The sequence below is a fragment of the Yoonia vestfoldensis genome, assembly GCF_002158905.1.
GTDB lineage: Bacteria > Pseudomonadota > Alphaproteobacteria > Rhodobacterales > Rhodobacteraceae > Yoonia > Yoonia vestfoldensis_B.
In genome coordinates this window covers 3,645,482-3,672,466 of sequence record NZ_CP021431.1, presented here as the reverse complement: position 1 = coordinate 3,672,466, position 26,985 = coordinate 3,645,482, and the positions used below count along the sequence as shown (strand labels likewise).

The 26,985-nt window shown below is 62.1% G+C and carries 27 protein-coding genes; 9 read left to right on the top strand and 18 right to left on the bottom strand.

Translation table 11 applies throughout. The features are described from left to right. Positions 1 to 10 precede the first annotated feature (10 nt). The 6 genes from LOKVESSMR4R_RS18365 (at position 11) to LOKVESSMR4R_RS18340 (ending at position 5,285) form a co-directional block, all read left to right on the top strand. Positions 11 to 787, top strand: a complete 777-nt coding sequence (locus LOKVESSMR4R_RS18365) for a glycoside hydrolase family 108 protein (protein ID WP_087211809.1) — start codon at positions 11 to 13, stop codon at positions 785 to 787. After that, complete coding sequence (locus LOKVESSMR4R_RS18360; RefSeq protein WP_087211806.1) at positions 784 to 1,005, top strand: hypothetical protein; 222 nt, start codon at positions 784 to 786, stop codon at positions 1,003 to 1,005. The genes LOKVESSMR4R_RS18365 and LOKVESSMR4R_RS18360 overlap by 4 nt, the downstream gene beginning before the upstream one ends. After that, entirely contained in the window at positions 1,002 to 1,364 is a 363-nt protein-coding gene (locus LOKVESSMR4R_RS18355; protein ID WP_087211803.1) for a hypothetical protein, read from the top strand. The genes LOKVESSMR4R_RS18360 and LOKVESSMR4R_RS18355 overlap by 4 nt, the downstream gene beginning before the upstream one ends. Positions 1,365 to 1,762: 398 nt before the next feature. Then, positions 1,763 to 2,149: a Rap1a/Tai family immunity protein gene (locus LOKVESSMR4R_RS18350; RefSeq protein WP_087211800.1), complete on the top strand. Its 387-nt coding sequence runs from the start codon at positions 1,763 to 1,765 to the stop codon at positions 2,147 to 2,149. A gap of 256 nt (positions 2,150 to 2,405) precedes the next feature. Next, entirely contained in the window at positions 2,406 to 3,032 is a 627-nt protein-coding gene (locus LOKVESSMR4R_RS18345) for an SOS response-associated peptidase (RefSeq protein WP_087211797.1), read from the top strand. A gap of 471 nt (positions 3,033 to 3,503) precedes the next feature. Further along, the gene (locus LOKVESSMR4R_RS18340) at positions 3,504 to 5,285 is read left to right on the top strand and encodes an ABC transporter ATP-binding protein (RefSeq protein WP_087211794.1); all 1,782 of its coding nucleotides are present in this window, start codon (positions 3,504 to 3,506) and stop codon (positions 5,283 to 5,285) included. Between the two features lie 51 nt (positions 5,286 to 5,336). Here the strand turns inward: LOKVESSMR4R_RS18340 and dxs are convergent, their stop codons facing one another. The 13 genes from dxs to LOKVESSMR4R_RS18275 all read right to left on the bottom strand — a co-directional run bounded on the left by dxs (position 5,337) and on the right by LOKVESSMR4R_RS18275 (position 17,477). Continuing rightward, a complete protein-coding gene (gene dxs, locus LOKVESSMR4R_RS18335; protein ID WP_087211791.1) occupies positions 5,337 to 7,271 on the bottom strand; it encodes a 1-deoxy-D-xylulose-5-phosphate synthase in 1,935 nt (644 codons plus the stop codon). 180 nt (positions 7,272 to 7,451) lie between these two features. Further along, positions 7,452 to 7,676 (bottom strand): RC-LH1 core complex protein PufX, encoded by a 225-nt coding sequence (gene pufX, locus LOKVESSMR4R_RS18330; RefSeq protein WP_087211788.1) that lies wholly within the window; start codon positions 7,674 to 7,676, stop codon positions 7,452 to 7,454. 11 nt (positions 7,677 to 7,687) lie between these two features. Then, complete coding sequence (gene pufM, locus LOKVESSMR4R_RS18325; RefSeq protein ID WP_087213587.1) at positions 7,688 to 8,614, bottom strand: photosynthetic reaction center subunit M; 927 nt, start codon at positions 8,612 to 8,614, stop codon at positions 7,688 to 7,690. Positions 8,615 to 8,626: 12 nt separating this feature from the next. Next, positions 8,627 to 9,457: a photosynthetic reaction center subunit L gene (gene pufL / locus LOKVESSMR4R_RS18320; protein ID WP_087211785.1), complete on the bottom strand. Its 831-nt coding sequence runs from the start codon at positions 9,455 to 9,457 to the stop codon at positions 8,627 to 8,629. 125 nt (positions 9,458 to 9,582) lie between these two features. Next, positions 9,583 to 9,735 carry a light-harvesting antenna LH1, alpha subunit gene (gene pufA / locus LOKVESSMR4R_RS18315; RefSeq protein WP_087211782.1) on the bottom strand — a complete coding sequence of 51 codons (153 nt, stop codon included), beginning with the start codon at positions 9,733 to 9,735 and terminating at the stop codon, positions 9,583 to 9,585. Between the two features lie 17 nt (positions 9,736 to 9,752). Next, complete coding sequence (gene pufB / locus LOKVESSMR4R_RS18310) at positions 9,753 to 9,908, bottom strand: light-harvesting antenna LH1, beta subunit (protein ID WP_007206413.1); 156 nt, start codon at positions 9,906 to 9,908, stop codon at positions 9,753 to 9,755. 147 nt (positions 9,909 to 10,055) lie between these two features. Further along, entirely contained in the window at positions 10,056 to 10,280 is a 225-nt protein-coding gene (gene pufQ / locus LOKVESSMR4R_RS18305; protein ID WP_087211779.1) for a cytochrome PufQ, read from the bottom strand. Continuing rightward, positions 10,277 to 11,737, bottom strand: a complete 1,461-nt coding sequence (gene bchZ / locus LOKVESSMR4R_RS18300; RefSeq protein WP_087211776.1) for a chlorophyllide a reductase subunit Z — start codon at positions 11,735 to 11,737, stop codon at positions 10,277 to 10,279. Before bchZ ends, pufQ begins: the two co-directional genes overlap by 4 nt. 85 nt (positions 11,738 to 11,822) lie before the next feature. Further along, positions 11,823 to 13,409, bottom strand: coding sequence for a chlorophyllide a reductase subunit Y (gene bchY / locus LOKVESSMR4R_RS18295; RefSeq protein WP_087213584.1), 1,587 nt, complete (start codon positions 13,407 to 13,409; stop codon positions 11,823 to 11,825). Further along, a complete protein-coding gene (locus LOKVESSMR4R_RS18290) occupies positions 13,399 to 14,403 on the bottom strand; it encodes a chlorophyllide a reductase iron protein subunit X (RefSeq protein ID WP_087211773.1) in 1,005 nt (334 codons plus the stop codon). Before LOKVESSMR4R_RS18290 ends, bchY begins: the two co-directional genes overlap by 11 nt. After that, positions 14,400 to 15,338: a chlorophyll synthesis pathway protein BchC gene (gene bchC, locus LOKVESSMR4R_RS18285; RefSeq protein WP_087211770.1), complete on the bottom strand. Its 939-nt coding sequence runs from the start codon at positions 15,336 to 15,338 to the stop codon at positions 14,400 to 14,402. Before bchC ends, LOKVESSMR4R_RS18290 begins: the two co-directional genes overlap by 4 nt. 118 nt (positions 15,339 to 15,456) lie before the next feature. Beyond that, entirely contained in the window at positions 15,457 to 16,596 is a 1,140-nt protein-coding gene (locus tag LOKVESSMR4R_RS18280) for a methyltransferase (RefSeq protein WP_087211767.1), read from the bottom strand. After that, complete coding sequence (locus LOKVESSMR4R_RS18275; RefSeq protein ID WP_087211765.1) at positions 16,596 to 17,477, bottom strand: polyprenyl synthetase family protein; 882 nt, start codon at positions 17,475 to 17,477, stop codon at positions 16,596 to 16,598. The genes LOKVESSMR4R_RS18280 and LOKVESSMR4R_RS18275 overlap by 1 nt, the downstream gene beginning before the upstream one ends. A gap of 87 nt (positions 17,478 to 17,564) precedes the next feature. Here LOKVESSMR4R_RS18275 and crtD point away from each other — a divergent pair, with 87 nt between their 5' ends. The 3 genes from crtD (at position 17,565) to LOKVESSMR4R_RS18260 (ending at position 20,621) form a co-directional block, all read left to right on the top strand. Continuing rightward, positions 17,565 to 19,127 (top strand): 1-hydroxycarotenoid 3,4-desaturase CrtD, encoded by a 1,563-nt coding sequence (crtD, locus tag LOKVESSMR4R_RS18270; RefSeq protein ID WP_087211762.1) that lies wholly within the window; start codon positions 17,565 to 17,567, stop codon positions 19,125 to 19,127. Then, the gene (gene crtC / locus LOKVESSMR4R_RS18265; RefSeq protein WP_157898302.1) at positions 19,082 to 19,969 is read left to right on the top strand and encodes a carotenoid 1,2-hydratase; all 888 of its coding nucleotides are present in this window, start codon (positions 19,082 to 19,084) and stop codon (positions 19,967 to 19,969) included. The genes crtD and crtC overlap by 46 nt, the downstream gene beginning before the upstream one ends. An 82-nt stretch (positions 19,970 to 20,051) precedes the next feature. After that, positions 20,052 to 20,621 carry a cache domain-containing protein gene (locus LOKVESSMR4R_RS18260; RefSeq protein WP_087211760.1) on the top strand — a complete coding sequence of 190 codons (570 nt, stop codon included), beginning with the start codon at positions 20,052 to 20,054 and terminating at the stop codon, positions 20,619 to 20,621. A 17-nt stretch (positions 20,622 to 20,638) separates the two neighbouring features. Here the strand turns inward: LOKVESSMR4R_RS18260 and LOKVESSMR4R_RS18255 are convergent, their stop codons facing one another. The 5 genes from LOKVESSMR4R_RS18255 to LOKVESSMR4R_RS18235 form a co-directional block, all read right to left on the bottom strand. Continuing rightward, positions 20,639 to 21,286 (bottom strand): ATP-binding cassette domain-containing protein, encoded by a 648-nt coding sequence (locus LOKVESSMR4R_RS18255; RefSeq protein WP_087211757.1) that lies wholly within the window; start codon positions 21,284 to 21,286, stop codon positions 20,639 to 20,641. Next, positions 21,279 to 22,973, bottom strand: coding sequence for an ABC transporter permease (locus LOKVESSMR4R_RS18250; protein ID WP_087211753.1), 1,695 nt, complete (start codon positions 22,971 to 22,973; stop codon positions 21,279 to 21,281). The genes LOKVESSMR4R_RS18255 and LOKVESSMR4R_RS18250 overlap by 8 nt, the downstream gene beginning before the upstream one ends. Positions 22,974 to 22,982: 9 nt before the next feature. Beyond that, complete coding sequence (locus LOKVESSMR4R_RS18245; RefSeq protein WP_087211749.1) at positions 22,983 to 24,185, bottom strand: ABC transporter substrate-binding protein; 1,203 nt, start codon at positions 24,183 to 24,185, stop codon at positions 22,983 to 22,985. 12 nt (positions 24,186 to 24,197) lie between these two features. Beyond that, entirely contained in the window at positions 24,198 to 24,806 is a 609-nt protein-coding gene (locus tag LOKVESSMR4R_RS18240; RefSeq protein ID WP_087211746.1) for a CDP-alcohol phosphatidyltransferase family protein, read from the bottom strand. Positions 24,807 to 24,888: 82 nt separating this feature from the next. Continuing rightward, the gene (locus tag LOKVESSMR4R_RS18235; protein WP_087213577.1) at positions 24,889 to 26,892 is read right to left on the bottom strand and encodes a hydantoinase/oxoprolinase N-terminal domain-containing protein; all 2,004 of its coding nucleotides are present in this window, start codon (positions 26,890 to 26,892) and stop codon (positions 24,889 to 24,891) included. Positions 26,893 to 26,985: the final 93 nt, after the last annotated feature.

Genomic DNA, 26,985 nt, shown 5'->3' with positions numbered 1-26,985 from the left:
GCAATCGCAGATGACAGCATCGAATTTCATCGCCGTGATGGACGAAGTGTTCGCCCATGAAGGCGGGTTTGTGAACCACCCCAAGGATCCCGGCGGCGCAACAAACTGGGGGATTACGATCGGCACCCTGTCGGCATGGCGTGGCGCGCGGCAGACTGCTGACCAAGTGCGCGCGCTGACCAAAGAAGAGGCGCGCAAGATCTACCGCACGCAGTACTGGGACAAGGTGCGCGGCGACAACCTGCCCGCAGGGATCGATCTTGTTGCCATGGACGGTGGCGTGAACAGCGGCGTGCGCCGCGGCGCGCAGTGGGTCCAGCGCGCCTTGGGTGTTTCTGCCGACGGCAAGGTTGGGCCGGTCACGATCAACGCCGCGCTGGCGGCCGATCATGTTGCGATCATCGTCAAAGCCTGCGCGATCCGCATGGGCTTCCTCCGTGCGTTGTCGACCTTCAGCACCTTCGGTCGCGGCTGGTCGCGGCGTGTGGCGTCGGTCGAAGCTGTCGGCGTCCGCATGGCCACCGTTGCCAAGGCAGAGGACGTGCGCCCCGTGCTGCTGGACCAGAAGGCCAAGGCGCAGGCCAAGGCCAGCAAGGAGCAAGCAGGAGCCGCTGCCGTGCCCGTGGGCGGCGCTGGCGGGACCACGCTGGCAGACCTGCCGACATGGGGCCTGATCGGCCTGGGTGTTGCTGTCATCGTGGTTGCGGTCCTGCTGCTCGGCCGCGCGCGTCACGACAAGGAACGGGCAGACGCCTATCAACGCATCGCAGAAGGAAGTGCGCCATGAATTACACTCATGCCCGGTTCGGGATCTACATCTTCGCCGCCTTGGGTGGCATTGCGACAGTTGTCGCGATGGCCGGCTATGGCACCTATGACCACGACACTGGCATGTTCGACCTGCATCCCATCGATGTACGCGCGGTCGCGGCCTATCTCGCGTCGATCGTTGCAAACGGTCTTGCTGCGATCGCGGCGTGGCGCAGGTGGGGGCGGACGGAATGATCCGGACCCTGTTGACCTGGCTGACCGGTGGCGCCCTTGATCGCGTGATGGCGACCGTCGAGGCGAACATTGCTGCCAAGACCGACAAGGAAGCCATCAAGGCCGAGATCATCAAGACGCACTACGCCACGCGGCCTGATTTCATGCGGGCGGGTGGCTTCTGGCTGATGCTGATTTTTGCATTACCTTTGGCATTCTGGTGGTCGGCCGTGTTGATTTACTCGGTGTTCTGGTGCGCGCGCTGCGCGTATCCGGTTAGCTGGTCGATCGCAGCGCTTCCAGCGCCGCTCGATGAATGGGCCGGCGTAATCATCCTTGCCATTTTTGGCGTGCTTGGCGTGGACCGCCTTCGCCGATGATCTCGCTTCTTCGAATGCTTCCCCGTTGGCAGATAGGTCGCATTAGGCGGTTTTGCCAACGGGGTCGGCGGTCATAAACCCTCTGGCGCGGGCTGGCGTTCTTGCTATGTTCCGCCCATGCCATACCGCCCACATGTCCACGGATTAAAGTTCGCGATCCGCGTCTCGCACCTCGAGGCGTCCGATGTGTTGCGTGTGCGCTGCCCTTCCTGCGGACATCTGTTCTCGGTTGCGCCGCACGAGTTGCTTGCGCGCTTCCCGGCGTTTATGCCAATCATTGAGCTTGAACGCAGCATGCGCTGCAAGAAATGCCCGCATAAAGGCTCGATGGGATGGCATATCGATCGGGCTTTTCCGCCAGTGCAGTAGTTCAGCAGATATCCAAATGGAGACAATGCATGAAAAGACTCATCGCGGTGCTGGCGATCATGCCGACGATTGGCTTCGCTGAAACAGTTTCTGGAAACGATCTGTACAGCGCCTGCACTGCGACTGGCGACGTTGTCGATCTGCGATATGGTTATTGCATTGGATATATTGGTGGAGCGTTTGAAGGCATCAAGCTTGGCGCTGGTGCAATCATGTTTCAGGCCATGCGTGAAGGCACGGCCGCTGAGGTCGATCAGGCTTCTAACGAGTTACTCGGTATCTGCGTCCCTGAAACAGTGGAGCGGGGCCAAATTGTCGATGTTGCAATCCAATATATGGCGAAAAACCCTCAGATCAGACACGAGTCGGCTCGTGGTTTGCTCCTTCAGTCGATGCAGGAAGCTTTTCCCTGCTAGGTCTTCTAGTACGCACAACTACGGATCAGGCGACGCCATTTGCCAAGCGCTCGAGGCAGTTCCCTCTTTTGCCGCAGAACCTGTTTGAAGCTGATATCTGTGGCCAGACGATGAACATCCCCCTTTTAGGCTGGGCGCTATTGACCAAACATCAATAGCTTGGCCGATGGGCCGAAACCTCCGAAGACAGCGGCTTTTGGTTTCTGCTATAGATACTCGCGCGAGGCTTTCCGCCAGAGCAGTGACAGGCAGAGCGATGTGCAACCTCTATAACCACACGACGGCAGTCGAAGCGATGCGCCAGATCTTCAATGACCTGGACAACCGCGCTGGCAACATCGAGAGCGGCGATGTCTACCCCGATCGCCTCGCTCCTATCATCACACGGGCTGGACAGGGCCACGTCCTGCGAAAGGCGCGCTGGGGCCTGTCATCCCCGCCTCAGTTCCACAGCAAAAGCGGGATCGACCGAGGCGTCACCAATGTCCGCAACACCGGCTCACCGCACTGGAGGCGCTGGCTTGGCCCGCAGAATCGTTGCCTTGTGCCGTTGGATCGATTCGCTGAACCGCGCTCTGGTAAGGGAGCAGGCAATTCTTGGTTTCGCCTGACGGCCGATCAGCCTGCTTTCTTCGCAGGGATCTGGGTTCCGGAATGGCGCAGCATCCGGAAGCTGAAAGACGGTGAAACCACCGATGACCTGTTTGCCTTTATGACCTGCGAACCAAATGGCGTCGTTGCGCCGATCCATCCGAAAGCGATGCCCGTGATCTTGACTGATGCGTATGAGCTCGATGCATGGCTGTCACAGCCGTGGTCGGATGCGCGCGGGCTTCAGCGACCTTTACCGGATCAGCTGCTTGAACTGATAGAAAGCGACTGAGAGGCAAATCAAGGAAGCGTGCACGGGTTCATTGAACCTGCGAGGACGTGAACAGATGGTGAAAACGACGCTTGAGGCTCAAACAAAAAGCGTGCACTACACGGAAATCAATAGGTTGCGCGGAGGCTGCATTGTTCACATCGAAGCGCGCAGCGGTTCAACCCATCGATTTCCCCCTAACCCCACCGACTGCCACCGACTGCCACCGACCTCGCGCACATGGGGTTTGCTCTTTAGTTCACTGAACCTGCATTTGCGAACAAACCCTGTACAAGCGCCGTTTTACGGAGATTTAGGGGCAGTGTTTTTGCGGCTATTTCCTTATTTTGAGCAGGGTGCTGCTACCTCCTAAGGGGCAGGTTGCAGGTTCGAATCCTGCCGGGGTCACCAAGAAGTTCTTGGCAGGGCTATCGCATAAATCCGTAAAACGGTTTAGGAACCCTGTGAACCAGATGAAGAACATGTGAGCAGATGGCACAACCCACCAAATGGCACGAGCGTTGGCTTGCCCGTTTACCCGCAGATCGCCTGATCTTGCGGCTGTTGCTGGAAAGCTTTCACGAACATCGCTGGAAATATATGGCCGCGGCCGGCGCAATGGTGCTGGTCGCAGGGGCGACGGCGGCGACGGCCTGGATGATGGGCCAGATCATTGATGCCTTGTCGACGCCCGACAACCGGGGTCGGGTGATCGCGGTGGGCGCGGGCGTGGCGCTGGTTTTCGCCTTTCGCGGGGTGGCGATGTATGTGCAGGCCGTGCTGATGGCGCGTGCCGGCAACCGGATCGTCGCGCAGAAACAAATGCAGATCTACCACCGGATGCTGGGTCAGGGGGTGGCGTTTTTCAACAGCAATGCCTCATCCGACCTGTTGTTGAAGGTCACGCAAAGCGCGCAATCCGCCCGCGCCATCATCGATACGATTGTTGCCGGGTTCATCCGCGATTTCCTGACGCTGATCGGGCTGGTGGCCGTGATGGTCTATCAACAGCCGGTGCTGTCGCTGGTCAGTCTCGTTGTTGCGCCCATCGTCGTCTATGGGGTGCAGCGCATCCTGCGGCTGGTGCAGGATGTCATGAAACAGGAAATGGCCGGTCTGGGCGAGATTATCCGGGTGGTGCAGGAAACCTCGCTGGGCGCGCGGGTGGTCAAGGCCTTTGGGCTGGAACCCAGCATGGCCACCCGGATGGAGGCCGCAGTCCGCCAGGTCGAGGACCGCAACAACCGGATCGTGCAATTGCAATCCGCGACAATGCCCTTGCTGGATATCGTGGCCGGTCTGGCGATTGCGTCGATCGTGATGCTCAGCGCGGTTGATCTGTTTGGCCGCGCACCCGGCACAGCCGGGCAGCTGATGTCTTTTGTGACCGCTTTCCTGATGTCTTATGAACCCGCGATGCGTCTGTCGAAAATGCGGGTGGTCATCGAAAGCAATATGGTCGGCGTCCGGATGATGTATGAATTGCTGGATACCAAGCAGACGATGCTGGAAGACCCCGATGCCGTGCCGCTTGTCGTGGGGCCGGGGGCGGTTGAATTATCGGATGTCAGCTTTGCCTATGGCGATAACGAACAGGTGCTGCGTTCGGTGAACATGGCGTTTCAGCCCGGCAAGACCACGGCGCTTGTCGGCCCTTCGGGCGGGGGGAAATCGACGCTGCTGAACCTGCTTTTGCGGCTCTATGACCCGACCGAAGGCAATGTGCTGATCGACGGGCAGGATATCCGCTCCGCGACATTTACATCTTTGCGCGCGAATATCGCTTTCGTCGGGCAGGATACGTTCCTCTTTGCGGGGACGGTCATGGACAACCTGCTGCTGGCCCGCGAGGGGGCCACCAAAGACGAGGCTATCGCCGCCGCCAAGGTGGCCCATGCGCATGAATTCATCGAAAAGCTGGCCGAGGGCTATGATACGGTGATCGGCGAGAACGGGTCATTCCTGTCGGGTGGCCAGCGCCAGCGCCTGTCCATTGCCCGCGCCGTCCTGCGGCAGGCACCGATCCTGCTGCTGGACGAGGCGACCAGCGCGCTGGACAGCCATTCCGAGGCTTTGGTGCGCGACGCGCTCGAATCCATCACCCGCGGTGTGACGACAATCGTGATCGCGCATCGGCTGTCGACCGTGATGAACGCGGATGAAATCTGCTATCTTGAGGACGGACAGATCATCGAGCGCGGTAGGATCGACGACCTGCTGAAAACGGGCGGCAAGTTCAAGCAGCTTTACGATGTCCAGTTCAAGGGCAAGTAAGACGGGCCATCCATGTCAGACGGGCCATTCAGGCCCGCCGCCTCTGTCCGGTCAGCCCTGATCCGCCACCGGCGACTGGACCCTGCGCAGACCGATATTGGCCGCCTGCATCGCCGTGGCGGCGATATCAACGGCGGTCAGCCCGGCCTCTGCATACATCACATCGGGGGCGGCATGGTCGATATAGCGATCAGGCAGCGTCATCGTGCGGACCTGACAGCGCCCGTCCAGCAGCCCGTCATTGGCCAGATCATGCAGCACCATCGCCCCGAAACCACCCTGCGCGCCCTGTTCGACGGTGACCAGCGCCTTGTGATGGCGCAGCAATTGCCGGATCAGCGCGCGGTCCAGCGGCTTGGCGAAACGGGCGTCCGCGATAGTGACCGAAACGCCCTGCGCCTCTAGCTGGCGGGCGGCCTTGCGGCATTCGTCCAGATGCGCGCCAAGGGACAGGATCGCGACATCGCTGCCTTCCTGCACGATCCGGCCCTTGCCGATCTCGATGATCTCGCCGCGTTCGGGCAATTCCATCCCCACGCCTTCGCCGCGCGGATAACGAAACGCGATAGGCCCCGCATCATAGGCGGCGGCGGTGCGCACCATATGCATCAATTCCAATTCATCGCCTGCGGCCATGACCACCATATTGGGCAAGGCGGCCAGATAGCCGATATCGAACGACCCCGCATGGGTCGGCCCATCGGCACCGACCAGCCCGGCACGGTCGATGGCAAAGCGCACCGGCAGGTTCTGCAAGGCCACATCATGCACGATCTGGTCATAACCGCGTTGCAGAAACGTCGAATAGATCGCGCAGAAGGGTTTCAGCCCGCTGGCCGCCATGCCTGCGGCAAAGGTCACGCCATGCTGTTCAGCGATACCGACATCAAACACACGGCTGCCAAAACGCTGGCCCATGATATCGACGCCGGTGCCATTGGGCATCGCGGCGGTGACGGCAACGATGCGCGGATCATGCTGCGCCTCGACCGTCAGCGCGGTGCCAAAGACCTTGGTATAGCTCGGGGCATTGGGGCGCGATTTGGCCTGTTCGCCACTGGCGACATTGAATTTCGACACGCCGTGGTATTTGTCGGCGCTTTGTTCGGCGGGGGCATAGCCTTTGCCTTTCTTGGTGCAGACATGGATCAGCACGGGGCCTGTGGCGCGGGTCTTGGCCGCGCGCAGCACCGGCAAAAGCTGGGTCATGTCATGGCCATCAATTGGGCCGATATAGGAAAAGCCAAGGCTTTCGAACAAGGTCCCCGCATTGCCAGATTGCACGCCCGTCACCAATTGCCGCGCGCGGCGGGCATGGTCGCGGATCGGGCCGGGCAGCACGGATTCGAACCCTTCGGCCATCTTGTGCAGATCACCCAAGGGCGAGGCATAAAGCCCCGATAGATATTTCGACATCGCACCCACCGGCGGGGCGATGGACATTTCATTGTCGTTGAGGATCACGAACAGGCGGCGACCTTCGGACCCTGCATTGTTCATCGCCTCATAGGCCATGCCCGCGCTGATCGACCCATCGCCGATCACGGCAATCGCATCGCCGGTGGGCATGCCCAGATCACGGCCTACGGCAAACCCAAGCGCGGCAGAAATAGAGGTGCTGGAATGCGCCGCGCCAAAGGGGTCGAATTCGCTTTCGGCGCGTTTGGTGAAACCGGACAACCCGCCTTCCTGGCGCAAGGTGCGGATACGGTCACGCCGGCCGGTCAGCACCTTATGCGGATAACATTGATGACCCACGTCAAAGATCAGCTTGTCGCGCGGGGTGTCGAACACCGCGTGAATGGCGACGGTCAGCTCGACCACACCCAAAGACGACCCCAGATGGCCGCCCGTTTCCGAGACGGCGGAAATCACCTCGGCGCGCAGATCATCGGCCAGATTGGCCAGCGCGGTATCATTCATCCGGCGCAGATCAGCAGGGCCAGCGATACTGTCCAGAAACGGTGTGGAAGGGCGGTTCGTCATGACGTCACCTTTGCAATAAAAAAGCGTCGCAAGTGGGGTGACCCGCTTGCGACGCTAGTCTCCTGTAGCCAACAGGAAGGGAACTGGGGTCGAAACCCCAATGACGGACCGACCAGGGAAAGGTGATCCGACGGCGAAGGATCAGGCAAGGCGTCGCGCTATGCCTGATCCAAGGGCATGTCAGTCAGCGACGGCATCTTCCATCGGTGCCGCCCGGTTGATCGGGTCGGGCGTGCTGCGGCTTTCTTCGGGCAAGGCCCGGCCAACAAAGGCAAAAGCCGCGATAAAGAACCAGATCGCCAGCACGACCAGCGCCGCATAACCCGCGCCTTTGAGCATCAGAAAGGTGATGTCGGCGGTCAGCCTGCTTTTGTCGTTCATGTCGAGGATGTTGTCTTTTTTCATCGTCTCTCTCCTCAGTTCAGGGGCGCATAGCCACGGAGTTGTGCCCAGACAAACCAGTTGTCAACGACGGTGCCCGACAGCAGGATCCCGATACCACCGGTCAGTGGCGTCAGAACCGCGAACCACCAGGCCCAACGGTGGATACCTTCCATCGTGGCGTTAAAGCCCATGGTCCAGCGCCAGAACAAGGCGGCCCGTTCCGATGCCGTGCCACGATCCACGATCTGTTCGATCTCACGCTCGCCGCCGAAACGGCTGACCGCAAGGATCGTCGCACCATGCATCGCAAACAGCAGCACCGACCCGTAAAGGAACACGATCGAAAGCGCGTGGAACGGGTTGTAGAACAGGTTGCCGTAAGTGATCGAGAACAGGTTGGTCCAATCAAGATGCGAGAAGATACCGTAAGGGACGGCCTCGCTCCATGATCCCATCAGGATTGGCCGGATCAGACCCAGCACAAAGATCAGCCACAGCAGCGCGGCAAAGGCATAGGCCACATGCAGCCCCATCCCCAGCGCCTTGGCGCGTTGATAGGTATGCAGCCACCAGGCACAGCAGCCGACCAGAAAGAAGAAGCTGGCGATCAGCCACCATCCGCCTTCGGCCAAAGGCGCAAAGCCCAGCCCATATTGTGGCCCCGGTGGTTCCAGCGACAGCCAGAACAGGTCACGGAAGAACAGACCGGGGCTATAGCCGACCTCGGCCCAGAAATTCATCCCGATGATGAAGAACCATGCCGCAAAGCCGATGACGGCGATCATGCCGGCAGACCCCAGATGGACAGGCCCGATCTGGGCATTGCCAAAGACGCCAAGCAAGGTCGAGAACCGGGTCCCCTTGGTGCGTTCGCGCATCGTATCCGCGTCAGCAGCGACCCCCATTTCAGCAGGGCCCTGAACCTGAACCTGCGTGAAGATATTTTGATATTCAGCCATTTTCATACCCTCCTACAGGTCTACCCACCAAGGCAGTTCATAATACCAATCCCACCAGACGATCCATTCCTCGAACCAGATCGTGCCCGATATCACGATACAGACCGCGCTCCAGAAACCAGCCATCAGCGCCAGGAACAGGCCCAGACGGTGAATGCCGAGTGGCCCGATCGAATAGCCGATCAGATCGCGGAAATAGGTGTCTTCATGGTCAGGCGCGCCGATGGTCTTGCCCTTGCCGGGGTTGACCGCCGACAAGACCAGCGATCCATGCAGCGCCAGCGCCAGCGTCGTGATCCAGAAGAAACTGATCGCGACCATATGGGCCGGGTTGTAATGGAAATTGCCATAAGCATAGCCCACGTTATTCACCCAATCGAGGTGGCTGAAGATCCCGTAAGGAAACGCATGTCCCCAGGCCCCCAACAGCACCGGCCGGATGATCACCAGCGTGACATAGGCAAAGATCGCAACACCGAAAGCAAAAGGCACATGATAGCCGATGCCCAGTTTGCGGCAGATTTCGACCTCGCGCATCATCCAGCTGAGGAAGGCGCCAACCGCGCAGATCGTGATGATCTGCCACAATCCGCCTTGCAGCAACGGTGCGGCCCCAAGGCCATATTCCAGTGGCGGCGGATCAATCGAGATCAGCCACGGATTCCATGTCGGGCCTTGGCTGGCCCCGTAAAATATCAAGATTGTCCCAAGGACGGCGAAAAAGAACGTCGTGACCCCGAAGAAGCCAACATAAAATGGCCCCACCCAAAAGTCGAACAGATCTCCGCCTACCAATGTCCCGCCACGGACCCGGTATTTTCTTTCGAAGCTGAGCTGTGCCATCTTCCTACTCCATGTAATACAGGCCCTGCATCCCCGTTCGGCTGCGCCCTGTGATCGTCGATATCGCTGTTTGCCGCGGGCGGATCAAAGTCCCGCCCGTAGCGATTTTATGCAAAAAGCGCTGATCAACCGCCAAAGGCGAGCTGGAACCAGTTTGTGCTTTCGTTGCTCAGCAGGACGAGGTGAATCATCGCTGCCAGCAGGAACAGGAAAACGCCCTGTGCCACGAAAACGCGGCGCGGGTCGAAAACCAGCCAGATCTTGTAGAACTGTGCCATCTGTTATGTTCCTCTTCTTACCAGTTGAACCAAGGCAGCTTGATGTACGTCAGAATATGCGCGACGACGGCCACGATCGTGAAGATCGTAAACCCGCTCATATAGACTGAGTGCAGCTCTTGCGCTTGCTCATCAGTGAGACCTGTGAAGGACAGGTCGGATTTGTCAGCCATGTTTTGTCTCCAAAATAGAATACTGACGCCGCGCAGCCCCCGCGGCCGGGTTACGACAGAAGCTTGTCCTCTGCCCCAATCCGTCATCCCGGGGGGGAATGACGAATGTCTTGATGCCCGTTTGCGGACAAATGTCGTGCCGCATCTTCATGCGTTAAAGATATGCGGCGTGATGATGCGGGCCTGGGTCCAGGCCTTGGCGATAGGGCCGTTTTCGGGCAATTCCATCCGGCGCGCCGCGAACAGCACCCAGGTCAGGATCGCCAGCGGCAGGGTTGCCATAAAGATCAGCGCGAAATACGCGTAATATTCGCGTTTCGGGGCGCTGTGCCGCGCCCGTGCCATCGGTGCATCTGTGGTGAAATCGGTCATTTGCGTCCTCCCAAGGATGGTTGCAGTGTTGCGACGGTCTCCAGCACGACCCTGTCGTTACCGGCGTCGAGCGCCGCCCGCTCTGCGGCATCGCGCAGAGATTTGGCGGCGGAAATGCGTGTCAGGATCGGGTGCGTCGCCACGATCTCGTCCAGCTTGGCCTGCGCATCCGCATCCCAAGGGAAATCGCGGCGCAAGGGTGTCAGCGTGGCATCGGTTGCATCCATGTCACTGCCCAGGGGCAGAATGTGGAACAAGGCATCGAACAAGCCGTTGCAGACCTCTTGCAGCACATAGGTCGCACCGGCATAGCCCATGAAAGGCGTGCCCGTGGCGCGCCGGATCGCGGCACCGGGAAAACTGGCAGGGATGAACACGGGGCTTGGCCCGTGTCCGGCCTTCATTTCGGCCAGATACATCTTTTCATTGATCGACCCCATGACGATCAGCGGGCGCTTGGCATGCATCAAGGCGCGCACTTCGTCATTATTGGTCTTCTTGCCGCGACAGCGCGCCACGGCAAAGGCGCAGGGAAAGCCCAGATCACCTTCCAGATAATGCCGGATCCCGCGGGCATAGGTTTCATTCGCGACAATGGCGAATTCCGCGGTGGCAAAGAAATCCTGCGTGACAGACCGCCACAGATCCCAGACCGGTTTGATGGTCGAATGTTTCTCGCGTTCGATGAACGGCTCGGGGTCCAGCCCCGTCAATTCACCCAGCTTGCGCAGGAATTTCGTGGTGGAATCAATGCCAAACGGCGCTTGCAGATAAGGCTTGCCCAATACCTCGCACAAACCACGGCCAAATTCGCGGTACATGCAGATATTGACATCCGCATTCACCAGATTGCGCATCTCGGCCACATGGGCGCCAAGCGGCATCACCATATTGACCTCGGCCCCGATGCCTTCGATCAGACGGCGGATCTCGGCCAGATCGGATGGCATGTTGAACGCGCCATACATCGGCCCCAGGATATTGACGCGCGGCGCCTCGCCCTCGGACCGTTTCTTTTCTGGCGGCATCCGGCCTTTCGTCATGCCGAATTCGGTGAAAATCCAGGTCATCGCGCGGTCAGCGGCTTCCCATTGATCCTCGTCAATGGTGCGCGGCAGGAACCGCTGGATATTGGTGCCTTGCGGGGTCACGCCGCCGCCGATCATCTCGGCAATCGACCCCGTCACCACCACGGCCGGCAGCGCCGGATCAAGCACTTCCCAGGCGCGTTTCATCGCAGCCTCGGTGCCTTCGCCCATCTCGGTCTCGCCCAGCCCGGTCACGACGATGGGCAATTCATGTGGCGGCAACCCATCGGTATAATGCAGAACCGAGGTCACCGGCAGGTTTTCACAACCCACAGGCCCGTCGATGACGACCTGCAAACCCTTGACGGCACAAAATGCGTAAACCGCGCCCCAATAGCCACCAGCCCGATCATGATCCATAATCAGCATGCCGCGCACCCCATCTTCCGAGCCCAAATATCCCGGGGGGGCGAAGCGGGGGCAGCGCCCCCAGCGACATATGCCACAAGCGCCATCATATCATCTGTTCCGCCGCAGCCGCACGCGCCTGCTTATCCAGCTTTTTCTGATGCATCGCGCGGAAATCGGGGCGCAGATTGGGCGCGCCTTCCCAGACACCGGCCGTATCGCCATGCCCCACGCCTTCGAAAAAGGCGCGCATCGTATCCATCTTTTCCTTGCCCGCAATCGCGGCATTCACGACTTGCGCCAATGATCCGGCACCTGCAGGCCCCATCAAGGGACGTGCCGAAATCAGATTGGTGAAATAAAGCGCCGGTGTCCCGCGTTCCTTGGCGTGCTGGACCACAGGTGTGGTGCCAATCGCCAGATCGGGGTTGATCGCATCCACAGCCGCCAGATCATCTTCCAATGACGCGCGGTATTTCACCTTCACACCGCGGCTTTCCAGCCAGGCGGCATCATCGGCAGACCAGGGCGTTTTCGGACAGGCAGTGCCAACATAAGGCACATCCGCGCCGCTTTCGATCAGCAGACGCGCGACCAGCAATTCAGAACCTTCATAGCCTGACAGGGTCACCGTGCCTTTGATCTGCGCGCCACCCAGCGCGGCGGTGATCGCCGGTAAAAATGCGTTTTGCGCCGCAGCAATCTGCGCGGCAGGCACGTTATAGGCCTCGCCAATCGCGGCCAGCCATGCGGCCGTGCCGTGGTATCCGACAGGGGCAGAGCCCACGACCTTGCGGCCAGCGGCCTGAAATTCGCGCACGGATGCCGTATAGAAAGGATGGATCGCCGCCACGACGCCGCAATCAAGGGCGGCGTAAAGCTCGCGCCATTCGCGGGTCGGCACGACGGGACCAGCGGCCAGACCCATGGGGGCCAGCATCGCGCCGATCATCATCGGATCGGCGGGGAACATCTCGCCCAGCAGGGCAACGCTCGGGCGGGCGGATTTGCCGCCGACAGGGCGGGCAACGGGGCCTGCCTTGATCTCTTCACGGGCATAGGCCAGCATCGCACCGGCCAGCACATCCTTGGCCTCGGCATGGGTCGGGATCCCAAAACCGGGCACGTCGATGCCGACAATGCGCACGCCGTTGATTTCACGCGGCAGCAGGCGCAAAGGCACGCCAGATGCGGTCGGCACGCATAGATTGGTCACCACGATCGCGTCATAGCGGTCGGGATCGGCCATATCATGCACGCTTTCGCGGATATCCTCGAACAGCTTGCCGGTGACCAAAGTTTCGGAATTGAACGGCACATAGCCGACCGACCGGCGCGCGCCATAGAAATGCGACACGAAGGTCAACCCGTAAACGCAGCAGGCCGACCCCGACAGGATCGTCGCGACACGTTTCATGCGCAGGCCCACGCGCAAAGACCCGAATGCCGGACACATGGATTGTGGCTGGTCATGGGGTCCTTGCGGATAATCCTTGGCATATTGGTCCAGAATCTCGGATTTGCCCGCAGCGCGCGCCGCATCCTTCATCGTGCCACCCGAAGAACAGCCACCAGCCAAGGCCGTCTGCGCAACCTCGGGGGAGGCCGCAACAGGCTCGCCTTCGATGATGCGGACATTGCCCGCCGCGTCGTAACCGACTTCATAGCCTTTGGATTCGTGATCAAGCGTCATCATAGATCACTTCCAACGTCGCTTTGGGCGCTGCATTCTTGCCGCGCATATCCATATCGGTGGCGGGGACCAGCTTGTAATCGCCGCCGGTATCCTTGGCGTCGAACAGGCCCAGCAGACCGTCCTGATCCAGCGGGGTCGGGCGCACGGGGGGCGCGATGCCGACAGCCTCGGCAAGACCTGCGAACATCGGGCCCCATTCGCTGTCATAGCTGCCGACAATCTGGTAATTGGCCGATTTCTTGCGCAGATCGTCATTCTGCGGGATCGCCGCCAGAACGGGGATTTTCACAGCTTCGGCAAAGGCCTGCGCCTCTCCGGTGCCGTCATCCTTGTTGATGACCAGACCGGCGACACCGACATTGCCCCCCAGCTTGCGGAAATATTCCACCGCCGAACAGACATTATTGGCGACGTAGAGCGATTGCAGATCGTTGGAGGCGACCAGGATCACCTTTTGCGCCATGTCGCGCGCAATCGGCAGGCCGAAACCGCCGCAGACCACGTCGCCAAGAAAATCCAGCAGGACATAATCAAAGTCCCAATCATGGAACCCCAGCTTTTCCAGCAATTCAAACCCGTGGATAATGCCGCGTCCACCGCAGCCACGGCCAACCTCTGGCCCGCCAAGTTCCATTGCAAACACGCCGCCGCGCTTGAAACAGACATCACCGATGGCGACTTCTTCGCCCGCCAGTTTCTTCTTGGCGGATGTCTCGATAATCGTCGGGCAGGCCTTGCCGCCGAACAACAGGCTGGTGGTGTCGGATTTGGGGTCGCAGCCGATCAACAGCACGCGCTTGCCCATTTCGGCCATCATATGGGACAGGTTGGCCAGCGTGAACGACTTGCCGATCCCGCCTTTGCCATAGATCGCGATGATCTGGGTTTTCGATGTGGGCGGGCCGCTGGGCACCTCGAGGCTTGGTTCCTCATGGGCTTCATCGCGCAGGCGCTGATCGAAATCCTTCAGGTTCGGAATTTCATCTTTCATGCGGTTCCCCAGTTCAAAATCATTTTCAGGCAGGCCGGATCGCTGAAGGCCGTTTCATAGGCGGCAGGCGCGGTTTCGGCGGCTTGTTGGTGGGTGATCAGATCGCCCAGCCGCAACGTGCCGTTTTCAACCAGCGCGCGGGTGGCGGTCATATCGTCGGCGGTCCATTCGGCGCTGATGCGCAAACGGGCCTCTTTCATGAAAGCGGGCGGAAAGGCGAATTGCAGCGGCGCGGTATAGAAACCGGCCAGCACGATTTCACCGCCCTTGGCGATGCGGCCGATCCAATCATTCAGCAGATCGCCCCGGCCAGAGGCATCATAGATCGACGCATAATCCCGGCGCGTATCGGCGTCAGGTGTCGTGACCTGATAGCCCTGCGCGCCGGTCATGCGTTGCGGGTCCACCTCCCAGACGGTCGGCGCAGGCGCGCCCGCAGCGATGGTCAGCCGCGCCAGCAAGCGACCCAGAACGCCATGGCCGATGATCAGGTCAGGCACGGATTTATGCGGCCCGGCCATCGCATGCCGCGCGGTGGCAGCCAGCGCCAGCAATGCGCCACCCGCCCCAAGACCGCGATCAATCCGTGTCACACGCGATGCTTTGGTCACGATGGTCTGCGCCGCCGCACCGAAAAGGCCAAACGCCCCTTCATAGCAATTGGCACCGGGGACAAAGACATGTTCGCCGATGCGATAGCCGCTGTCGGGGCCAGCCTCGACCACCTCGCCTGCGGCCTCATAGCCGGGGATCAACGGATACCCCATGCCGGGGAAAGGCGGCATGTCACCGGACCAGAACAATTTTTCAGTGCCGGTCGAAATGCCCGAATGACGGATCTGGACGACAAGATCGTCGCGCGCGGGGGGTTTGATTCCCACCGTCTCTAGCCCCAGCTTGCGGGGCGCTGATAATATGACGGCCCTTGTTTCCAAGTATTCTCTCCTGCGGTGCATGGCGGTCATTCTGACCTGGCAGCCGCGCGTCCTCTTGGGTTGAGTGTATCTTTTTGATGCGCAGTGTCAATTCTTTTAGACACCCCTAGTGTAAACCCTACCTGACACCTTCGACGACAGAGGTGATAAAGGGGCGCGCGGGCCTTGGCAGGCGCAGGTTGCTGAATCCGGCCAGCTGCAAAAGCGTGGCAATCCGGTCGGCCGACCGCGCGCGGCCAGTGCGCATCGCCATGCAATAGAGCGCGAAATAGGCATCCCCCGCGCGATGCGGGACAGCGCCGCCGGTCATCGGTTCAGAAATCACGATGCGCCCGCCAGGCGGCAGCGCGGCATGGGCGGCGGCCAGCAAATCCACCACGGTATCGTCGCTGTGATCATAAAGCACACGGACAAGGCTGATCATATCGGCCCCCCGCGGCAGCGGCTGGTCGCGGAAAGATCCGGGCACGATCTGCACCCGATCTGCCATCCCTGCGGCGGCGAACCTGTCCTGCGCGGCAGGCACAACGGCGGGCAGATCGAACAGGGTCATCCCAAGCCCGGGATAGGCCGCCCCCACCGCGGCCAGAAAGGCACCAGAGCCACCGCCCACATCCATCAACCGCGCCACACCGCGAAAATCGACCGCCGCCAGCGTGTCATCGGCGACCAGCCGCTGGCTATCGGCCATCAGCTGCGAATATCGGGCCGCATTGGCCGGGTCTGTCGCGGCACCTGCGCCGAACACATAGGGCCAGAACGCCGCCAGCTCTGTATCCACCTCACCGCGAAAGAACGCCACGGGGTCGGACAGATCACGATACAGCACGTCGTGATGCATGATCATCCCCGCCAGACCGGGCACCCCGGCAAGCGCCGCGCCGCGCGTCGTCAGCGCATAAAGGCCGGATTTGCGCTGTTTCAGCAGGCCCAGCGCCATGGCTGCCGATAACAGAACCGCCATCCGCTCGGGCGGCATCCGCCCTTGCTGCGCCAAGACGGACAGGGATAATTCATGCGCCAACAGCGCCTTGGGGATGTCCAGCGCCACCAACGCATAAAGCACCTGTGAATGGCAGAACCCGGCGACAAGATCGAACATCGCCGCACCCTCGGACCGGACAAACCGGCGGGTCAGCGGAAAGCGCGCGGCCCATTTCTGAAAGGAAGGCGCGGCCAGCAGCCGCGTCAGGCGCGACGCATTCTGGCGATCGCACTCAGGTCCGGATACCGGCACGCTGACAGCCGCATCCGCCATTATTCGCCCGGCACGGTCCGGCGGTCGCGCGCGCCCGCAGGCACCAGTTTATCGGCATAGGCGCGTACCATCTGGGCCAGCGCCGCCTCGCCCGGGCAGGCGGGAATCGATGAAATCGCACCGCCAAGGATATCGTCAAACCGCTTGACCGCGCCTTGCACGCCATAGACAGCCACCGCATTGGGCCGCCCGTGCAGATCGTCCTGACCGGCAGGTTTGCCCAATGTGGCATCATCGCAAAGCGCATCACGCAGGTCATCGGCGACCTGAAACGCCTCGCCAATCCGGGCGCCAAGCTCGGCCCAGGGTTCGGGTTCTTGCCCTGCGGCCACGGCCCCCATCTGGGTTGCCGCGATGAACAAAGCCCCGGTTTTCGCCTGATGATAGGCGGATAAATCAATCTGGCTTTCGCTTTCCCAGCCTTGCCCGGCGCAGATGCCAAAGGGCATACCCGTGCGCGTGCCCAGAATATCCAGCAGCGTGATCGCGCGTGCAGGTGCGTCACCCGCGGCGCGGGCCAGCACATGAAACCCCATGATAATCAGGCTATCGCCCGCCAAGACGGCCAAGGGTTCCGAAAAGGCGCGGTGCAGCGCGGGCTTGCCCCGACGCAGATCGGCATCGTCGAAACAAGGCAGATCGTCATGCACAAGGCTGGCGCAATGCACCAGTTCGAGTGCTGTCGCCGCCGCATTGGTCAGCGCCGGACGGTCATCGCCACAGGCCATTGCCACGCTCATCAGAATCGTCGGCCTGATCCGCGCACCACCCGGCGTGACCGCGTAATTCAACGCCGCCGCCAGTTTTGGCGGCGCCATGCCGCCCTGCCCCTGCGCGATGGCAGCGGTCATGGTGGCTTCGATCCGGTCGGCGATTTTCATACGGGCATCCTATCTCACTTCCATACTGTCTAATTTAGTTTACATATGTCAATGTAAATCAAACGATACAGTAGAGGCCTGTTCGAAATGCCCGCATCTGCGGAAAAGATCGTGATCATCGGCGCGGGAATCGCCGGATTGGCCACCGCCTTGCGCCTTGGCCATGTCGGATATGATGTCACGGTGGTCGATATGCAGGCCGCACCGGGCGGCAAGATCCGGTCGGTGCCATCTGCTGCGGGTCCGGTCGATGCCGGCCCCACCGTGCTGACAATGCGGCATGTGTTCGACAATCTGTTCGCCGATGTCGGGGCCGATCTGGCCGATCATGTGACCCTGACGCCGCTGGCAACACTGGCGCGGCATTATTGGGATGATGGCACCCAGCTGGACCTGATGGCCGATCCGCAGGCGAGCCTTGCCAATCTGCGCGACGCCTTTGGCGCGGTGGCGACGGCGGAATTCGCGCAATTCTCGGCCCGTGCAAAGCGGCTGTTCGAGGCGTTCGATGCGCCGATGATGCGCACAGCCATGCCCGACCAGATCGCCGTGGCGCGCAAAGTGCTGGCCCAGCCGCGCCTGATCGCCGATATGGCGCCGCATCGGTCGATGGCCGGGCTGCTGAAATCCAGCTTCACCGACCCGCGTCTGGCGCAATTGTTCGGGCGCTATGCCACCTATGTCGGCGGCTCGCCCTATCAATCGCCCGCGATCCTGTCGCTGATCTGGCAGGCCGAGGCGCAGGGCGTCTGGACCGTCGCGGGCGGCATGCAAAAGCTGGCGCTGGCCATCGCGGCATTGGCCGAACGGCATGGCGTGCAGTTTCACCACGACACCCGCGCCCTGCGGATCACACGGCAAGGCGGCAGGATCAGCGGGGTGGAAACCACCAAAGGGCATTTCGCGGGCGGCACCGTCGTGTTCAACGGCGACCCAAGGGCGCTGGCGACCGGCCTGCTGGGAGACAGTCTTGCCAGAGTGGTCAAACGCGCTGGCACCGAACCGCGCAGCCTGTCGGCCTATGTCCATGCTTTCGCGGCCAAGCCCCAGGGGGTCGCGCTGGCGCATCATAATGTGTTCTTCGGCCATGACCCCAAGGCCGAATTTGCCGCTTTGGCGCGCAAGGAAATGCCGCGCGATGCGTCATTGTATCTGTGCGCGCAGGATCACGGGACCGCGGCACCCGGTGCCCTGCAACGTTTTGAAATCATCATGAATGCAGCCCCCGTTCTGCGCGACCCCGAACAGGAAAAAGCCCAATGTCAGACACAGATTTTCGCCCGGTTCCGCCAGTTCGGACTGACCTTCAGCCCGACACCGGGACCGGACAGCCTGACCACACCGCAGGGGTTCGACGCGCTGTTCCCCGCGAGCCTCGGTTCACTGTACGGGCGCAGCCCGCACGGGATGATGGCGGCGTTTCAGCGGCCGACCGTGCGCACGACGATGCCGGGGCTGTATCTGGCGGGGGGCGGGGTGCATCCGGGGGCGGGGGTGCCGATGGCGACGCTCTGCGGCCAGCACGCGGCCGCGGCGATCTTGAACGACCTTGCTTTGCACTCGACGTCCCGCCCGGCGGCTATGCCTGGTGGTATGTCGACGGGATCAGCGACTGCGGCACCAAGGCGGTCAGCGTCATCGGGTTCATAGGATCGGTCTTTTCGCCGTGGTATGCTTGGTCGGGGCGCGGTGATCCGGCCAATCATTGCTGCATCAATGTGGCGACCTATGGCCCCGGCGGGCGGTTCACCATGACCGACCGCGGCCGGCAGGCGCTGCGCACCAGCACCGATACCTTGCAGGTCGGCCCATCGGCAATGCATTGGAACGGCAAGGCGCTGGTCATCGACATCAACGAGATCAGCGGCCCGCCCGTCATCAGCCGCGTGCAAGGGCAGATCACCATCACCCCGCGCGCGGTGACATCTGTCGAACTGCCGCTGACGCCGGACGGCGCGCATGTCTGGCGGCCTTTCGCGCCATCCTCGGACATCAATGTCGATCTGGCGGCAAAGGGCTGGCAATGGAAAGGCCACGGCTATTTCGACGCCAATTTCGGCACCAGACCGCTGGAGGATGATTTCAAATTCTGGACATGGGGCCGCTATCCGACCAAGGCAGGCGCGACCTGCATCTATGACGCGACGCGCAGGGATGGGTCCATGCTGGAAACCGCCATCGCCTTTGACCATCAGGGCAAGGCCCGACAGGTCAGCGCGCCACCGCGCGTGCCGTTCAAATCGTCGGGCTGGCGGATCAGGCGCGAAACCCGCGCTGACCCCGGCGTCATGCCCCGGCAGGTGCTGGCGATGCTGGATGCGCCGTTCTATTCACGCTCTGCCGTGCAGACCGTGCTGGACGGGGAAACCGTCACCGGCGTTCACGAAGCGCTGGATCTGGACCGCTATGCCTCGCCCTTGGTCAAGCCGATGCTGGCGTTTCGCGTGCCCCGGCGGGCGCGATGGCCACAAGGCGATGAAGGCCAAAGTTGATTCAAACTATGCGTATTTCTGTGTCGCGCTTAACCGGCTGGCAAGACTTCGGCCTTATTCGCCTTGCATAGGAGGAATATAGATGAAGCAACTGACTTTCTGGCTGGCCATGACGCTGGCCACCGCGACCGCTGGGGCGGCACAGGATCTGCAGCCCAAGATGGCACAATTCGTCACTGAACACGTTATGGATTGGGCAACCGACCCGATCATCGTGGATGCGATCATTGCGCAAAACGCGATTACGGGCCGCTATGATCAGGCCAAGATCGACGAACTTGATGCGCTGTGGATGGCGCAGGCCGGGATGCCGGGTGTTCCGCTGATTGACGACGTATTGCAGAACCCCACCTCAGATTTCCTGCGGCAACGCGTGGCGGCATCGGCTGGCACCATTTCCGAAGTTTTCGTCATGGATGCCCGCGGCCTGAATGTCGCCGCCGCAGAAGCGACATCGGATTACTGGCAGGGGGACGAGGCTAAGTTTTCCGAAACTTTCCCCAAAGGCCCCAATGCCATGCATTTCGGCGAGGTTGAATTGGATGGATCATCCGGTGAAGTGCAGGCACAGGTGTCGATATCCATCGTGGACAGCACCGGCGCGGTCGTGGGGGCCATGACCATAGGGATCAACCTGTCCACGCTGATCTGATCGGGTTGCGCGGGCTGTCAGCGGTCGGTTTCATCGCCCAGCGTGATGATCGCACCGCCTGCGGCCTGCGCATCTTCGGCATCATGGGTGACCATCAACACCGGCAAGGCGCGGCTGCGCGCCCTGTCGAACACCATCTCGCGCACCTGCGCGCGCAAGGCCGCATCCAGCCGCGAAAACGGTTCATCCAGCAGCAGCGCGCAGGGTTCGGACAACAGCATCCGCATCAAGGCGACGCGCGCCTTTTGCCCCCCCGACAGGGTGGCAGGATCGCGCCGGGCAAAACCGTCAAGCCCGACCTCGGCCAGGGCCGCGTCGATCCGGGCCTGCCTGTCGCTGCGCGCCCCCCCCGGCCGCAAGCCAAAGGCCAGGTTTTCCCCGACCGACAGATGCGGAAACAGCAGATCATCCTGAAACAGGATGCCAACACGCCGTTGATGCGCCGCCGCATGGGTGATGTCATGCCCGTCCAGCCAGACCGCGCCACTGGCGGTGAAATCACTGCTCAAATTGCCGGTGATAAAGGCCAGCAATGTGGATTTGCCGACACCGGACGGCCCCATGATCGTCAAAACCGCGCCCGGTGCCACATCATGATGCAGCCTGATCAGCGGCGATTGATCCTTGAACACCGTCACATCGCGCAGCGACAACCCCTTATCCATGCCGCAATCCTTTCCTGTTGCGCCAGACCAGCGCCGGGATCAGGAGCGCCAGCGCGAATGGCACCAGCGCCGCCCCCGTCTGCATCAACCCGTAAACCCCGATCGCGCGCCTGTCGCCGCCGGATGCCAGCGCCACCGCCTCGGTTGTCAGGGTGGCGACGCGCCCGCCGCCGATCAGCAGGGTGGCCAGATATTGCCCGACGGACACCGCCAACCCAACGGCAAAGGCCGTCAGCACCGGACGCAACAGCATCGGCAGGCGCAGCCGCCACAAGATACGGTCCGGGCTGGCGCGCAAGGCAGCCGCAATGGTGCCGATCCGCCTATCCCAGGCGCGGAACGGATCGGCCAGCGACAAAAAGACATAGGGCAGCACGAACACCAGATGTGCCAGCATGACCGGCCCACGGCCCATATCCGCCCCAAGGGTCAGCATCAATGTCTGCAACCCCGGCAGAAAGGCCGTTTGCGGGATCAGCAAGGGCAGATACAGCACCCAGACCGCACGCTGGCTGACGCGGATGCCATGGCGGTATTCGGCCTCTAGGCAGCCGATGGTCAGCACCAGCGCGACCAGGGCCACGACCACCGCGATCAGCGCGGTTTCGCCCAGCGCCTCTAATGTGCCGGGGCCGAAACGCGACCAATTCGCCAAGGTGATCCGGTCCGGCAGCGCATCGGGAAAGCTCCAGAACCCTGCAACCGACCAGATCGCCATCACGACCAGCCCCAAGAACACCGCCGCCGCCGAAACACCCCCCGCCGTCAGCGCCAGGACGGCCAGCGCCCGGTCGCCCTTGCCCCGCGCGCCAGAGGCGATCCAGCGCCGCCCAAATGCGGCGACGACAGCCTCGCCCAGCCGCCAGACCAGCAAGGCCCCGATCACCAGCAATAATTGCAACACGGCCCCCGCAGCAGCCTCTAGGCGCATCGACAGATCAGGATGCGCCATCAGCTTGACGATCTGCACCGACAGCGATGGCGGCGTATTCGGCCCAAGGATCACCGCCACATCCACGACCGACATCGCATAGGCCAGCACCACATAGACCGGCGGCCTGATCTGCGCATAAACGCGCGGAAAGACTGTCTTGAGCCATCCCGTCACCCGCCCATAGCCCAGCGCCTGCGCCACATGCAGACTGCGCTGCGCATCACTCTGGCCCAGTGCCGCCAGCGTGATCAGCAACAGAAAGGGCACCTCTTTCACGATCAGCCCGGCGGTCATCGCCAGCCCCCAGCTGTCCTGCACGATCAGCAGGTCAGGTGGGCGGTCCCAGCCTGTCAACTCCGGCGAGGCCAGCCGCGCCAGCCAGCCCGAGGGCGCGATCAAAAATGCCAGCCCAAAGGCCGCCGCCGCATGCGGCACCGCCAGCAAAGGCGACAACAGCCGCTCCAAGACCCCAAACGCCCGCGTCCCGGACCAGCCCGCCGTCACCAACATGACGATGGATAGCGAAATCACCGTCGCCAAGACGCCCGTTCCCACCGATAACATTACCGCGCGCGGCAATCCGGCCCAGCCAAACAGGTTGCGGAACGGGTCCAGCGACGGCCCCGTCAGACCCGCCGCAGGCAGATGCCCGAAAGCGGGCAGCATGGTCCCCCAGAGCCCCGCCACCACCGGCCCCAGCAATGCAAGCATGGTCAGGGCCGGCAAGAGCGGCAACAGGCGGCGGCGGGACATGGGCGGCGCTTACTGCGCGACGCCGTAGCGCGCCACCCAATCGTCACTGATCCGGGTCATCCATGTCGGGTGCGGCTCGTCCTGCACAATCCCCAGCTCGGCCGGTGTCAGCGTGGCAATACCCAGGTCCAGCGTCTCGAATAGCGCGCGGTCGGCATCCGACAGCTTGTCCATCGCCAGCACGGTGCCATAGCCCAGGATCGCGGGGTCCTGCGCGCGGGCCTGCGCCTCGGGCGACATCAGGAAATTGGCAACGACCATGGCACCGGCCTTGGCCCCCGAATTATAGGGGATCGCCACGAAAGACGCATTGCCGATCGTGCCCTTGTCCAGCACGAAGGTCCGCACCGTATCGGGCAATTCATTATTGGCAATCGCGGTCGAGGCCGCGCCCGGGCTCAGCGAGACGGACAAATCCAATTCCCCATCCGCCAGCAAGGGGAACATCGCCGTGCCGGTCGCGGGATAGGCGCGCCCTTCGCGCCACAGATGCGGTGTCAGCGCATCCAGATAGGCCCACAGGGGCGCTGTCACCGCGTCATAGTTTTCATCCGTCGCCGGTGCGGCCAGCACCGCAGGATCAGGCAGAATATCGATCAGCACCTGTTTGAGGAAAGTCGTGCCCAGAAAATCCGGCGGCTGCGGATAGCTGAACCGCCCCGGATTGGCCTGCGCCCAGTCCAGCAGGGCCTCCATCGAGCCAACACTCTCTTGCATGCGCGCGGTATCATGCACGAAAACCACCTGCGCCATGGCCCAAGGGCTTTCATATCCTTCGACCGGCACGGTGAAATCGGTTTGCAGGGCTGGTTTGTTTTCATGATCGACCAAGGCCCAATTGGGCAATTGTTCGGCATAGGGACCAAATAGCAGATCGGCCTCTTTCATCGCGGCGAAATTCGCGCCGTTGATCCAGATCAGATCGATGGCGCCGCCCGCGTCCTGACCGGCCTGCTTTTCGGATAGCACGCGGGTCACGGCATCGGCGGTGTCGGTCAGTTTCACATGGGTCAGCGTTACGCCATAATCCTGCGCCACGCGCGATCCGACCCAGGCGATGAAATCATTGGTCGTCGTCGATCCGCCCCAGGCGTTCCAATAGACGGTCTGACCGGCGGCCTCGGTCGTCACCGCGCCCCAATCGGCGGGGTCGATATCGGCCATGGCAGGCAAGGGTGCCAGCAAGGCGGCAAGAACGGCAAGCTGTTTCATCGGCAATTTCCTTTAAGTAAGATAGATACGATAGGCAGCCCGGACCCGCAGCCCAGCCGTCACGAAACATAGCGTGCCAAAGACCCATGCCAGCGGCGCAAAGTAAGATGCGAACAGGCACAGCAGCACGAAGAACAGGATCGTCTCGGTCCCTTCGAGGATGCCATTGGAATAATAGAGCGATTTCTGACCCTGCGCATCTGTCTGATGGCCATGCTTTTCGGCCAGAATGGCAAAGCCCAGAAAAGTCGTGCCATTGACATAAAAGGATGCCAGCAAGAACGCACCTGCCGCCCCGTTCGTCTCTGGATCGGCTAGCACAAAGGCCAGCGGGATCATCGCGTAAAACATGAAATCGGCCGTGATATCCAGATAGCCGCCGAAATCGGTCTTGCGCGTCGCCCGCGCCACCGCCCCGTCCAGCCCATCTGCAAAGCGGCTGCCAAGCAAGGGCAGCAGCGCCAGCAAAGGTGCGCCCAACACGATCAGCAGTGCTGCGACCATCCCCAGGCCCAGCCCGATCAGCGTGACACGATCCGCTGAAACCCCGCGCGCCGCGATGCGGCGGCCGATCCGGTTCAGCGGCGGGTCAATCAATGGGCGAATATGGCGGTCAAGCATGATGTAATCCTGAATATCGCCGTGTTGTCCTCTATCGCGCGCAGCCGCGCAATCGGACTAACAAGAAAGTGAGCATCCGCCATCACCCCGCCGCGATCCGTGGCCGGCCCTGGGCGGTGACCTTGACCTTGGCCTCGATGAACATGGGCTGGCCTTCGACCTCGACCTCGGTGATGTCCTGGGCCACATGCAGGCTGATATCCGCGACCCCCGCGCCATGCGCTGCGGCCGTAGCCTGCGCCGTCAGCGCCGCGCGGATCGCCGATAAGGCAGCGTCGCGGCTGGGATAGCTTTGCACATCGCCCGCAAGATGCACCTTGAACGCGCCAGCGCCGGGGCTGGTGACAGTGCCGGATGCCTGCATCTGCACCTGCCCCACGACAGCGCCGATCGCATTGGCGACATCGGCATGGTCCGGCACCAGCATTGGCGTGCCCAGCCGCGCGCCGACCGCCCCGTAATAGGCGCGCGCCGATGCGCCCAAGCCGATCACCGGCAAGGCCAGCGCCATATCGATCCGCAGCGTGCCACGGTGCCGGTCCAGCCCGGCCATGGTCAGCGGATGCTGCGCCATGGCGGCAGGGTCGGGCCAGTCGCGCCCATCCTCGGCAAAGGCGGCTTGGAGCAGGCAATCGACGGTCTGCGCGGTCAATTGGTCGATGATCATCCGCGCCATGGCCTGTGCATCCGGCGCAATCTGCTGGCCGCCGCCGCTGCGCCTGCGTGCAAACAGCGCCAGCGCCTTGGTCGCGGCCGCGCTGTCCCAGACATCCTGCAAGCCCAGCACATGCGACGCATCCGATGGCGTGACCCCCGCCAGCAGCACCAGCCCGCGCCCGATCAACCGGCCCAATGCGGGGTTTTCCATCCGCGTCTGCACCGCTTGTCCCAGCCGCAACGGGCCATCCAACAGCCGCTGCGCCACGGCCTGTTCGCGCGGATCAAGCCCCTGTGGCAGCACCCGCCACAGCGGCAACACGAATTGCCCGCCATCAGACGCAGGCACGCCGCTGGCCAGCGCGCGGTCCAGCGCCTGATGCACCAGATCGGGATAATGCTGCGCAGCCAGCGCGATGGGCATCAACCGCCGTGGCCCCAACCGCAGACCGGCGGTCAGCCCTTCGGTCACATGCACCTCGCTGTCGCCGCCCAGCCCGGTCGTGCGCATCGCCACCGCCTCGACCATGGTGCGAAACGGTCCGACCCGCGCACCGGCGGGGTCGATCATCGGGCGACCATCGCGCAACAAGCAGACGTCCGTGGTGGTGCCGCCGATATCGCTGACCAGGGCGGCGGCCTCTCCGGTCAGCCAACTGGCCCCCGCGATGGATGCGGCAGGTCCGCTCAGGATCGTTTCAATCGGTTTTTCGCGCGCAACAGCAGCCGAGACCAGCGCCCCATCGCCGCGCACCACCATCAGGCGCGCGCTGATCCCGCAAGCCGCCAGATGGGTCTCACAGGCGGTGATCAACCCGTCGATCATGCCGATCAGCCGCGCATTCAGCACCGCCGTCAGCGCCCGTTTCGGCCCGCCAAGCGCCGAGGATAATTCATGCGAACAGGTCACGGGCAGGCCGGTCTGCGCGCGGATCATATCGCGCGCCGCGATCTCATGCGCGGGATTGCGGGTGGCGAAACTGGCGGCGACGGCAAAGCCGGTAATGCCCCCGTCCAAATCGGCCAGCGCCGCGCGCAGCCCTGCCAGATCAAGCGGTGCAGCCTCACCCCCCGCATGGCTATGCCCGCCGGCCAGCGCGATCACCGGATCACCGCGCAGCGCGTCTTGCAGCCCCGCGCGGGTCAGTTCAGCCGCGTCAAACCCGATGAAGACAAGGGCGATCCGCCCGCCCTGCCCCTCGACCAGCGCATTGGTCGCCAGCGTGGTGGACAAGGACACCATGGCAATATCACGTGCGGCCACCCCGGCCTTGACCAGCGCCGCATCAATCGCAGCCCCGACGCCCAAGGCCAGATCAGGCCGCGAGGTCAGCGCCTTGGCCGAGGCAACAACCTTTTGTGCCACGTCATCCAGCACCACAGCATCGGTATAAGTGCCGCCCGTATCAACACCAAGTAGATAGGCCATCTGGTACCCCTGCGAACCCTGCATCCGGTAAACGAAGGAATGGGCGAAATTGCAACGCGGATTATCGGTTTCGCGGCGCAATCTTTACGACCG

Excerpts from the sequence above, each read along its gene's own strand:
- LOKVESSMR4R_RS18350 (WP_087211800.1), top strand. The coding sequence starts at position 1,763 with ATGAAAAGACTCATCGCGGTGCTGGCGATCATGCCGACGATTGGCTTC.
- crtD (WP_087211762.1), top strand. The coding sequence starts at position 17,565 with ATGCCCGCATCTGCGGAAAAGATCGTGATCATCGGCGCGGGAATCGCC.
- bchY (WP_087213584.1), bottom strand. The coding sequence starts at position 13,409 with ATGACGCTTGATCACGAATCCAAAGGCTATGAAGTCGGTTACGACGCG.
- LOKVESSMR4R_RS18360 (WP_087211806.1), top strand. The coding sequence starts at position 784 with ATGAATTACACTCATGCCCGGTTCGGGATCTACATCTTCGCCGCCTTG.
- pufM (WP_087213587.1), bottom strand. The coding sequence starts at position 8,614 with ATGGCTGAATATCAAAATATCTTCACGCAGGTTCAGGTTCAGGGCCCT.
- LOKVESSMR4R_RS18235 (WP_087213577.1), bottom strand. The coding sequence starts at position 26,892 with ATGGCCTATCTACTTGGTGTTGATACGGGCGGCACTTATACCGATGCT.
- pufB (WP_007206413.1), bottom strand. The coding sequence starts at position 9,908 with ATGGCTGACAAATCCGACCTGTCCTTCACAGGTCTCACTGATGAGCAA.
- pufX (WP_087211788.1), bottom strand. The coding sequence starts at position 7,676 with ATGAAAAAAGACAACATCCTCGACATGAACGACAAAAGCAGGCTGACC.
- pufQ (WP_087211779.1), bottom strand. The coding sequence starts at position 10,280 with ATGACCGATTTCACCACAGATGCACCGATGGCACGGGCGCGGCACAGC.
- LOKVESSMR4R_RS18275 (WP_087211765.1), bottom strand. The coding sequence starts at position 17,477 with ATGAAAATCGCCGACCGGATCGAAGCCACCATGACCGCTGCCATCGCG.
- LOKVESSMR4R_RS18255 (WP_087211757.1), bottom strand. The coding sequence starts at position 21,286 with ATGGATAAGGGGTTGTCGCTGCGCGATGTGACGGTGTTCAAGGATCAA.
- dxs (WP_087211791.1), bottom strand. The coding sequence starts at position 7,271 with ATGACGAACCGCCCTTCCACACCGTTTCTGGACAGTATCGCTGGCCCT.
- LOKVESSMR4R_RS18290 (WP_087211773.1), bottom strand. The coding sequence starts at position 14,403 with ATGAAAGATGAAATTCCGAACCTGAAGGATTTCGATCAGCGCCTGCGC.
- LOKVESSMR4R_RS18240 (WP_087211746.1), bottom strand. The coding sequence starts at position 24,806 with ATGCTTGACCGCCATATTCGCCCATTGATTGACCCGCCGCTGAACCGG.
- LOKVESSMR4R_RS18340 (WP_087211794.1), top strand. The coding sequence starts at position 3,504 with ATGGCACAACCCACCAAATGGCACGAGCGTTGGCTTGCCCGTTTACCC.
- LOKVESSMR4R_RS18280 (WP_087211767.1), bottom strand. The coding sequence starts at position 16,596 with ATGGCGGATGCGGCTGTCAGCGTGCCGGTATCCGGACCTGAGTGCGAT.
- pufL (WP_087211785.1), bottom strand. The coding sequence starts at position 9,457 with ATGGCACAGCTCAGCTTCGAAAGAAAATACCGGGTCCGTGGCGGGACA.
- LOKVESSMR4R_RS18345 (WP_087211797.1), top strand. The coding sequence starts at position 2,406 with ATGTGCAACCTCTATAACCACACGACGGCAGTCGAAGCGATGCGCCAG.
- LOKVESSMR4R_RS18245 (WP_087211749.1), bottom strand. The coding sequence starts at position 24,185 with ATGAAACAGCTTGCCGTTCTTGCCGCCTTGCTGGCACCCTTGCCTGCC.
- LOKVESSMR4R_RS18355 (WP_087211803.1), top strand. The coding sequence starts at position 1,002 with ATGATCCGGACCCTGTTGACCTGGCTGACCGGTGGCGCCCTTGATCGC.
- pufA (WP_087211782.1), bottom strand. The coding sequence starts at position 9,735 with ATGGCACAGTTCTACAAGATCTGGCTGGTTTTCGACCCGCGCCGCGTT.
- bchZ (WP_087211776.1), bottom strand. The coding sequence starts at position 11,737 with ATGCTGATTATGGATCATGATCGGGCTGGTGGCTATTGGGGCGCGGTT.
- LOKVESSMR4R_RS18260 (WP_087211760.1), top strand. The coding sequence starts at position 20,052 with ATGAAGCAACTGACTTTCTGGCTGGCCATGACGCTGGCCACCGCGACC.
- LOKVESSMR4R_RS18250 (WP_087211753.1), bottom strand. The coding sequence starts at position 22,973 with ATGTCCCGCCGCCGCCTGTTGCCGCTCTTGCCGGCCCTGACCATGCTT.
- LOKVESSMR4R_RS18365 (WP_087211809.1), top strand. The coding sequence starts at position 11 with ATGACAGCATCGAATTTCATCGCCGTGATGGACGAAGTGTTCGCCCAT.